The organism is Crocosphaera sp. XPORK-15E (assembly GCF_034931425.1).
In the GTDB taxonomy this organism is placed as follows: domain Bacteria; phylum Cyanobacteriota; class Cyanobacteriia; order Cyanobacteriales; family Microcystaceae; genus UHCC-0190.
On sequence record NZ_JAYGHQ010000047.1, the window covers coordinates 1 to 7,081 of the forward strand.

The 7,081-nt window shown below is 36.1% G+C and carries 9 protein-coding genes and 1 pseudogene; 6 read left to right on the plus strand and 4 right to left on the minus strand.

Annotated elements, in window-relative coordinates:
• Window positions 1–136: 136 nt before the first annotated feature.
• From VB691_RS23915 to VB691_RS23930, 4 genes are all read right to left on the minus strand, one after another.
• Window positions 137–325: a hypothetical protein gene (locus VB691_RS23915; protein WP_323294039.1), complete on the minus strand. Its 189-nt coding sequence runs from the start codon at window positions 323–325 to the stop codon at window positions 137–139.
• A gap of 27 nt (window positions 326–352) precedes the next feature.
• Window positions 353–586 (minus strand): hypothetical protein, encoded by a 234-nt coding sequence (locus tag VB691_RS23920; RefSeq protein ID WP_323294040.1) that lies wholly within the window; start codon window positions 584–586, stop codon window positions 353–355.
• Window positions 587–588: 2 nt separating this feature from the next.
• Window positions 589–1,038 (minus strand): hypothetical protein, encoded by a 450-nt coding sequence (locus VB691_RS23925; protein ID WP_323294041.1) that lies wholly within the window; start codon window positions 1,036–1,038, stop codon window positions 589–591.
• 130 nt (window positions 1,039–1,168) lie between these two features.
• Window positions 1,169–1,726 (minus strand): siphovirus Gp157 family protein, encoded by a 558-nt coding sequence (locus VB691_RS23930; RefSeq protein WP_323294042.1) that lies wholly within the window; start codon window positions 1,724–1,726, stop codon window positions 1,169–1,171.
• Between the two features lie 161 nt (window positions 1,727–1,887).
• Between VB691_RS23930 and VB691_RS23935 the strand changes: the two genes are divergently transcribed.
• From VB691_RS23935 to VB691_RS23960, 6 genes and pseudogenes are all read left to right on the plus strand, one after another.
• Window positions 1,888–2,190 carry a hypothetical protein gene (locus tag VB691_RS23935; protein ID WP_323294043.1) on the plus strand — a complete coding sequence of 101 codons (303 nt, stop codon included), beginning with the start codon at window positions 1,888–1,890 and terminating at the stop codon, window positions 2,188–2,190.
• A 40-nt stretch (window positions 2,191–2,230) separates the two neighbouring features.
• Complete coding sequence (locus VB691_RS23940; RefSeq protein WP_323294044.1) at window positions 2,231–2,368, plus strand: DUF5615 family PIN-like protein; 138 nt, start codon at window positions 2,231–2,233, stop codon at window positions 2,366–2,368.
• 155 nt (window positions 2,369–2,523) lie between these two features.
• Window positions 2,524–3,566: pseudogene (locus VB691_RS23945) on the plus strand (IS4 family transposase).
• A gap of 243 nt (window positions 3,567–3,809) precedes the next feature.
• Window positions 3,810–4,376 (plus strand): hypothetical protein, encoded by a 567-nt coding sequence (locus VB691_RS23950; RefSeq protein WP_323294045.1) that lies wholly within the window; start codon window positions 3,810–3,812, stop codon window positions 4,374–4,376.
• Window positions 4,377–4,542: 166 nt separating this feature from the next.
• Window positions 4,543–5,757, plus strand: a complete 1,215-nt coding sequence (locus tag VB691_RS23955; protein ID WP_323294046.1) for a glycosyltransferase family 4 protein — start codon at window positions 4,543–4,545, stop codon at window positions 5,755–5,757.
• 129 nt (window positions 5,758–5,886) lie between these two features.
• On the plus strand, window positions 5,887–6,699 hold the full coding sequence (locus tag VB691_RS23960; protein WP_323294047.1) for an FkbM family methyltransferase: 813 nt from the start codon (window positions 5,887–5,889) through the stop codon (window positions 6,697–6,699).
• Window positions 6,700–7,081: the final 382 nt, after the last annotated feature.

The following is a 7,081-nucleotide window of genomic DNA, read 5'->3' on the forward strand; positions in this document are numbered from 1 at the left end:
GTTGGTTTCTCAATCGGATGAGGAAAAGAAGACATTTTAATCTCAATAATTTCGGACTTGAGATTGATTAAGTCTTCTTGAACTTCAGTGAGTTTAGATAACATAAGAGTTATCTTTTCAAAAATGTCATTGTTCATTAGTAGTGAAGGTCGATATCTGAATAAGTAAGATGTTGATTTTCCCAACGTTCAAACCAAGCTTGTTCACTTGGTGTAAGTTCCTCGCTTTCCTCTACGTCGCTGAATGTGGGCATAGAGGTTAAGTAGGGCTTGTTCAAGGTCGTTGCTTGGGTTGTTTTTTGGGGAAGATGTGTGCTATAATTCATGACAAGTTTTGAATTAATTAATGTCACTTAATCCGCGCAAAAGCGCGGTTTTTTATTGCTTGTTACCTGTCTTAATCGATTGACAGCTTTGGTAGCATTGATAACTTTCCAACCATGAGATTTGGCTTTTTTAATGGCTTCATCAAGTTCTTGTTGAGTTGAGAAAACCTTGTAACGAATTGAGTCAAGATTGGCAGTGAATAGGTAGGTTTGATAACCTGTGGGAAGTTTGACGTAACTAACTTGTTTAATGACATTCATGACTATTTTAGAGATGAGATTTTATCGAGATATTCAAACAAAGGCAATGGTTTGATAAACTTTCCATGAGTGTTTTCCAACTTGGATTTAGCTGACCCTAAATAGTATTTAATCTGTATCCAAGCATTGGTTAGTTCCAAGGTTTGCAATTGCTCCTGTTCCTCGCATAATTGGTCAAATAACTTGATACTTTCTTCAAGATGGTCAAAGATCATTTTTGCCAATTTTTCTAGGGTTCTTGTCATACGAAGCCTCGTTTTTTTTGAGGCTTTATTCCAAAAAATACTATGCCATATCTTATTAAATGCTTCAGCTAAATAGGTAGCTGTTTCTAATTCTAATAAGAGAGAATTGGCTGTTTCATTGTCTGTTTTAAGCTTCCTAAGTTGATTGGCTGCTACTGATAAATTAGCCCAAGTTTGAGACAGTGTAACACAGGAATATTTGGCCATAGTTAGGAGGAAAGAATAAACTTCTTTCCTCCGCGCAAAGCGCAACTTTGAAAAGATAAATTAAAGAAAAAGGTGGACATTGCCCACCTTTAAAAACTCGAAATTAAATTAGTTCAATGAATGATAATTATCAACTAATTCTTATATGTTTCCCTCTCGGCATAACTTTAGCAATTAAAGTTCCTTTGTTATCATGAACTTCTCCGTAGTCGATAGCATCCTCAGTTAATTTATGACGATTGAGATGCCAACGGTATTCGACATATTCTTCAGGGAAATCTTGTTCTGTTAAAGCAGGGTTCAACCAAATGGGAGGGTTCCCTCCGTTGCCGCATAAACTTACTTTTGATAGTTTACCTTCTAGTTTCTTGCCTTTTGTGCCTAATTGTTCTACTCTGTTTTCCATGAAGGTTTGAAGTTTTTCTTTCAACCAAGTAACTGTTTGCTTATTGGTGTAGGCTAACGCTTCACATCGTTTTGCTTCATTTTGTTGGTATTCTATTAAGGCTTCTCTCCATTTAATGACCTTAATATAGCTATCAATCTTATTTTCAAGACGGGGGAGAAAATCTTTAAATATTTCTTCAGCTACTTCCCTTTCTTCAGGATTATCTGAGTCAAGATGAGCCAGAATTAACTCTAGTTCTTCTTCGAGTTGAGGGAGACTTTCCGTTATTTTTGTTTCCATGATTTAATTGATGTTGATGAGGTTGCTATCATGAGCGCAACGCGCTAAATTAGAATTTAATCTAGTCAGAAAAGAGTAAAAATAATTTGATTGTTATTTCTTTTTCTCAGTATGATATAATTAGATAATAGTCAAAGAGCCTATTAAATTAAGTAGAGAAAATGACAGTTCAACCAACAAAAACACAATGGCAGTATTTAGAGCCGCGTCCCCACCCTTGGCGGAAGCAGCTTTATCTTAAGGGAAAGCGAATTAAAGCCTCTGTTATCTATTCAGACATGATTGTTAACGAAATGACTGAAGCTGATGCCGTGTATAATTGGGATTTACCTTTAGAGGCAATTCAAGAAATCATAGAATACTGTCAAACACATCAAGATCTTCTTCAATCTGAAGCACAAGAAGAACGTCGTCGTTTAGAAGCCAAAGGAGTTGTTCTTGTGCCTAAGATTATTGCTAGATGAAGACTGTCAATCGAAAGTTTTAGTTAAGCTGTTACAGGATATGAGTCATGATGTTTTGACAGTGAATGAGGTCGGGTTAACCAGCATGGCTGATAATTTGGTGTTTGATTATGCTAGGGAAAATAACCGTTTTATTGGGAAGAAGATCTGGAATATTTGTCAACCAATGACAAAATAATGGCTGCTTTAATTGCTTTTTATCCTAATGAAGCAATGGTTAATTATCATAATCCGTTCTATACAGAAGTGTTGAATGTTAGAAACAAACTTCAAAAAAAGCTGTCAAAGATGATAAAATGAAATAAAATGTAGAAACTAAAATTATAAATTGTGATTCTAAGAAATTTTCCCAAGGTAGTCAAGGATATATTGAAGCCACTCCCCAAAAAAGATTATCCAGTTCTCAATACATTTTTATTTGTCTCCTGTTGGTTGGAGTATGTAATGGATAAAAGTGTAGTCAGTATGCAAGATTTATTTAAAAGATTAAATATTCAAGGAATAGACCTAAAAATATCCAACTTCTCTAAAGCCAGTAAAAAGAGAGATCCTCAAGTTTTTCTAGACATAATTAATCAATTAAAAAAAGAATTAACCCAGAAAAAGGGGGAAATCAAAACTCGCTCTTTATTTCCCATAGATTCAACCATTATTAGTCTAACAAGTAAACTGTTATGGAGTCAAGGATATCACCAAGTTAAATTGTTTTGTGGGTTAGATAGTTGGACATCAGAAGTTGGAGGAATCGTTATTCATTTTGGGCAAGGACATGATCATAAATATGGACAAGAAACAGTAGAAGAAATTCCCGAAAAAGCTGTGGGTATAATGGATAGAGGTTTTGCTTCTAGTGAAAGAATTAGAGAATTAAAAGAGCAGAAAAATAAGGCATTTGTCTTGAGAATCAAAAATAATCTAACTTGAAAAATGTTGGAGAATGGAAATTGTAAAGTAGGCAAAGATGAAAGAGAAGTAGAAATCAGAGTAGTCGCATTTTGTGATTTAGAAGAAAAAACAGAATTCAGGTTGGCAACTAATTTGCCAGAGTCAGGAGATGATGGAGTAAAAAATGAAGAAATAGCTGATATATATGTACAAAGATGGCAGATAGAGTTGCTATGGAAATTCTTGAAAATGCACCGTTCGGCTGAGCTCACGGCCGAAGCCTAAAATTAGATAGATTAATGACCAAGAATGAGAATGGGATTCGGATTCAAATCTATAGCTGCTTAATCGCTTATTTAATCTTACAACTAATAGATATACCTCAAGAATTTGGCAAAACTATATTAGATAAACTTCGTTATCTTCAAGCCTATATGTGTCAAGAAATCAGCTATGTACATTGGTTCAGGAAACTGATTTTGTTGAGGTGAAAAATAGCCATTATAGGGTTAGTATGATTCAATATGTAAAGTTGTGTTGCGACATTCAACATTCAACATTTCTGGTATGATACATGGTACGCTCAATAATTTGTTTGTAGGGTCAGCACATTAAGCTTGTCTACCAGAATTTAGAAGTAAGTAGTTTCAAGTCTATATGTGGGGAATTCTTTAATGTGACCTGTAAAATAGGTAAATTATTTTCATGTCAAAATATCTTTAAAGGTGATTAAAATGGCTGAAAACAATAGCAATCAAGTAGTAATAACTGTGGCACTTGCTGAGTTTAATGCTTTACGAAATGAAATCATAGGTCGATCCTCATCTGCCTATACCTTACTGAATATAAACATCACGGCAACCGCTACTGTAGCTGGCTTTGTCCTGTCAAATAAAGCAGACTCAAGACTACTGCTAATTTTGCCTCTCCTATCACCTGCACTAGGACTATTGTTTCTTGATCATTCTTACAACATCAAAAATCTCGGAGGCTATATCAACACTCAAATACGTCCAATTATTCTAGAGTATGCTGACCATAGTGAATCTCGTTTACTGAACTATGAAAATTTTGTGGATCGATACGAACGAAATATACTTCTACGTTTCTTGCCGATGGGTATCCCTCTCATACTATTGTTTATAGGTTTTCCATTCGCTGCTTGGATATTTTTAATCAGTATAGTGCGACAACCTTGGGAACAATTTCTTCTAGGAATCGGATTGATTACCATGGTATCTTATCTAGTTCTGTGGGTAAGATTTATGATTCAGCCACTTGGGCAGTCTCTTAGAAGATGATCGTAAAATCCTAAATCTTTAAAGACTCTTAACCCATTTAGTGGGTTTGTCTTGGCTAGTCATAACCTCTAAAAAACTTATGAGAGTATAATTTGTTATCCTAACAATTATGGAATTCGGGCTTTAGCAATTTTTTAAAAACAGTATTTCAAGGAAAATCAAAATAATGACAGAAAATGCGCTATATAGAAAACAATCATTAAATATTGGGCTGCTTCATTGGACTATGCCCCCGACGACTGGTGGTGTCGAGTCACACATCGCTGACTTAGCCTTGGCGTTAACAGAGGCAGGATGTGGGGTAACAGTAATGACGGGAGAGCCAATACCAACACCATTAACTGGTGTTGAGATTATTTATATCCCCAGTTTCAACCTCAACAGTCTCCAAACAGGAGACTCGGATTCAGACAATCTGGAGGCGATCCTTGAGACGGAATTTGGTGACTGCATCATAAAACGACAACTAAAAGTCGTTCATGGACATAATCTTCATCACTTTTTCCCAGAACCAGCCTTAGCATTAGACCGTTTACGCAAAAAGCTAGATTTTTTGTTACATCACACCTTTCACGAGACATGGCCTGACGTTCTGCACAAATCCCCGATTTATCGACAATGGGATGCCAACTACGCTGTGTCTCGCTTTGTTCAATCTGAGTGTGCTTGCCGCATCGGTTTCGAACCAGACCTTTTGCCACTAGGGATAGATACTAAACGCTTCAGGGCGCAGAAACCACCCCTGACAAAATGTGATAAATTCGTCATTCTGCATCCAGCACGAATATTGCCGTGGAAGGGAGTTCATATTTCGGTAGAGATGCTCGCCCATCTCAGGGATCGAGGGATTGAAGCTCGGCTGATAATTACAGACACTCAACGAATTATTGACTGGAATCATAGTTTGGTTTCATATCATCAAAAAATTCTTGAGCAGATTAAAAATTTGCACCTCACGAATTTAGTTGAATTTCGTTCTGTTCCTTATCAGGATATTCATTACTTGTACGAGGAAGCTGATGTTGTTGTTTATCCCACAGTTGGTGAAGAACCCTATGGATTAGTTCCGCTTGAGGCAATGAGTATGGCTCGACCAATTGTTGCTTCACGCTCAGGAGGCATGACGGAAACCATTGTGGATGGTGAAACTGGCTTTTTAGTTGATCGTGGAAATTCTATTGTATTAGCGGATCGTGTTGAAAAATTGTTAAAAAATCCTCAACTTTCCCAAAATATGGGGCAAGCCGGTCGTCAGCGTGTTTTGGATAATTTCGACGGAGGCAAGTATTCGAGAGAATTAATAGAACGCTATCTTTCAGATCATCAAAGAGATAGCTCCTTTCGTAAAAGCACAGAGAATTTAGATCACTTCAAAAAATAGATTGGGGCAAAAAACTAATGTGTGAAATCCTTGAAGTCTCGTTCTTAATTCACAATAGTGAGAGACTATTTTCAATAATTTTGAATTAATCGAGAATCCCTTTACCCAAGAGAGAAAAGGTAGTGTCAAATGAGTTTTGAGCAGCGGTTTCGAAAATGGATATGGCCTATCTTGGCATCCAATAGTGATGCTCATCTTCTTTGTGTTGCTCGTAATTTAGTGCATTGGTTGACCGAGTTACTTCATGCCGAAAATCACGATTTTCGTACCAACGGTGAGGTTCATCTTCTCAAATGTTTAGGCTCAACTGCAACGGTGATACTAGATGTCGGAGCTAACTGCGGAAACTGGGCCTTTGAGGCATATCAATATTGTACTAATGCAAATATTTATTGCTTTGAAATTTCCACTAAGACAAGAGCCAAACTATCTTCCAATGTGGCACCTTATGAACGAATCAAAGTAATTGATTTTGGCTTGTTGGATCATATGGGTCAAGAAAAAATTAAATACTATCCTGAACGAGATACAGTAACATCCATTTGTGACTTTCCTCACCCTGAACACGCTGTTTGGACTCAAGAATCAGTTAAAACGGGAGACAGCTTTATTGAAGATCATAGACTGGAGCATATTGATTTTCTGAAAATTGATGCTGAAGGATCGGACTTTAAAGTCTTACAAGGATTTGAAAAGATCCTGACAAGAGGAAAAATTTCTGTGATTCAGTTTGAGTATGGCTATGCCTGTATTCTTTCACGGAAGCTTCTAATTGACTTCTACGAGTATCTTGAGCCTAAGGGCTATATCCTTGGTAAATTACATTCAAACCATGTTGACTTTCGTTCATATCAACTAGTTGATGAAAATTTTTTTGGACCGAATTTTGTTGCAGTACACCGTAGTCATCAGTTCCTCATATCGCAATTAGTGGGACTTTAGCTTAAATGGCAGCAATTCTCATTTTGAAAATAAAATATTCTAAAGTTCTCTATTGAAACAAGAGAACTTTAGGTCAATTATCATTTTTTTCCAGATAATCATCATAATTCGCGCTTATAAGCGAGAGTTGTAAAAATCTAGACCGCAAAAACTGATTTCAACTGATGAATCTAGCTTAAATTCTGACTAAATTTTGTTTTTTTATTCAATAATTTGTCCACACCCCCTTAAGAAATTACCCGATTTAACTAGAATTCTTTTTTTGACTGGGAGGTTTTTTTTGGTAAGTTGAGCTGATCAATGATAAAAAGAAATTATATTTAAAAAATGTTGCTATCTATAAAACTTATGACTATACTAGGGTTATCGAAGTTAATTGAGA